The organism is Geodermatophilus sp. SYSU D00691 (assembly GCF_054050275.1).
In genome coordinates this window covers 1-2,032 of record NZ_JBJGYZ010000078.1, presented here as the reverse complement: position 1 = coordinate 2,032, position 2,032 = coordinate 1, and the positions used below count along the sequence as shown (strand labels likewise).

General features: G+C 76.1%; 2 protein-coding genes. Both read right to left on the bottom strand.

Annotated elements, in window-relative coordinates; translation table 11 throughout:
* Positions 1-335 precede the first annotated feature (335 nt).
* Positions 336-1,226, bottom strand: a complete 891-nt coding sequence (locus tag ACI797_RS27785; protein ID WP_456542370.1) for an amino acid ABC transporter permease — start codon at positions 1,224-1,226, stop codon at positions 336-338.
* Positions 1,223-1,873: an amino acid ABC transporter permease gene (locus tag ACI797_RS27780; RefSeq protein ID WP_456864098.1), complete on the bottom strand. Its 651-nt coding sequence runs from the start codon at positions 1,871-1,873 to the stop codon at positions 1,223-1,225. Before ACI797_RS27780 ends, ACI797_RS27785 begins: the two co-directional genes overlap by 4 nt.
* Between the last annotated feature and the right edge of the window lie 159 nt (positions 1,874-2,032).

Sequence of the window (2,032 nt, the reverse complement as noted above, 5' to 3'; positions counted from 1 at the left end):
CCCCGGCCGCCGCCCCCCGGGGGCGGGGCCCGCGCCCGGCCCCGGCCCCCGGCCCCCCCCCCCCCCCCCCCCCCCCCCCCCCCCCCCCCCCCCCCCCCCCCCCCCCCCCGGCGGCACCGCCTCCCGCACCACCGCGGTCTGCGCGCCCGCGGCGCGGGCGAACTCCGGGGCGGCCGCCCGCAGCCGCGCGACGAACCGCTGGGCGGGGTCCTGGCGGTCGTCCCCGGCGGGGGCCGGGACCGGCAGCAGGGGGCCGGCGGCGAGGGTCGTCTCCATGGTGACGACAAGTGTCGCCGTCGTGACGCGGCGTGGCCGGCAGGGCGCGCCGGTTCGGATCAGACCGCCTCGTTGGCCAGCGCGCGCCCGTCGTCGAGGGGCGTGACCGGAGCGGTGGCGGCGGTCTTCGGCGTCCGCCGGGTGCGCCGCTCCACGTAGCGGGCCAGCCAGGACAGCAGCACGTTGACCACGATGTAGATCACCGCGGCGGCCACGTACAGCTGGAAGGTGTAGGTGTCGCCGTAGCGGAAGTTGAAGAACTCCACCAGGCTGCGTGCCTGCCGCAGCAGCTCCAGGTAGCCCACGATGAAGCCCAGCGACGAGTCCTTGAGCAGCACGACCAGCTGCGCGACGAGCACCGGGAGCATCCGCCGGACCGCCTGGGGGAGCAGCACCGTCGTCATCACCTGGGTCTTGCGCATCCCCAGCGCGAAGGCCGCCTCCTGCTGCCCCCGGTCCACCGACAGGATCCCGGCCCGGAAGATCTCGGCCAGGACCGCCATGTTGTAGAGCGTCAGCCCGAGCACCAGCGCGCGGAACGCCGTCATCGGCACGCCCAGCGTGGGCAGGTACAGCAGGCAGAACAGGATCAGGATCAGCAGCGGGACGGCGCGGAAGAACTCGATCACCACCGTGACCGGGGCGCGCACCCAGGCGTGGTCCGAGAGCCGGCCGACGGCGAGCAGCGCGCCGAACACGGTGGCGAGCACCATGCCCACCGCGGCGGCGGCCAGCGTGTTGAGCAGCGCGCGCCCGAACGCCTGCGGCACCCCCGCCGCGGGGTCGAAGAGGATCGCCCAGCGGTCGGGGGACAGCTGCTCGTTCTTGGCCAGCTGCCACAGGGCCAGCGCCAGCAGGGCGCCGACGAAGAGCCCGCCGAGGACGGTGCCCAGGCGCTGCCGGCGGCGCGCCCGGGGGCCGGGCAGGTCGAACAGGACGGTCGCGCTCATCGGACGATCGCCACCCGCTTCTCGACGGTGCGGATCGCCCAGGCCGAGGGCAGCGTGATCAGCAGGTACCCGGCCACGATCGCGAGGAAGACGGCCAGCAGCCGGTCGGCGTTGACGTTCGAGAGCCGCTGCAGGGCGGCGGTGAGGTCGGTGACGGCGAACCCGGCCGCGATCGAGGTGTTCTTCGCGAGCGCGATCCACACGTTGCCCAGCGGCGGGACGACGGTGCGGAAGGCCTGCGGCAGCACCACCGTCCGCAGCGTCTGCCCGAAGTCGAGGCCGAGCGCGCGCGCCGCCTCGGCCTGCCCGGGCGGGACGGCGTTGATCCCCGAGCGCAGCGCCTCGCAGACGAACGCGGCCGTGTACAGCGACAGCGCGGCCACCGCGGCGAGGAACCGGGACGGGAACTGCAGCCCGATCTCGACGATCCCGAAGACGAGGAAGAAGAAGACGACGGTCAGCGGGGTGTTGCGGAAGACCTCGACGTAGAAGGTCGCGAACCCGCGCAGCGGCGCGATCGGGCTCACCCGCATGCCGGCCAGCACCGTGCCGAGCACCAGCGCCACGATGCCGCTGAGGACCGCCAGCGACAGCGTGGTCAGGAACGCGCTGCGCAGCAGGTCGAAGTTGTCGGCGACGAACGACACGTCGGCCCTCCTCTCACCCGTGCAGGAGGGGGGGGGGGGGGGGGGGGCCCGGGCCCCCCCCCCCCCGCGCGCCCCCGCCCCCCCCCCCCCCCCCCCCCCCCCCCCGCCCCCCCCCCCCCCCCCCCCCCCCCCCCCCCCCCCCCCCCCCGGCCCCCCCCC

Bases quoted from the DNA above. Each gene is read 5' to 3' on its own strand.
- ACI797_RS27785 (WP_456542370.1), bottom strand. From the start codon at position 1,226: ATGAGCGCGACCGTCCTGTTCGACCTGCCCGGCCCCCGGGCGCGCCGC.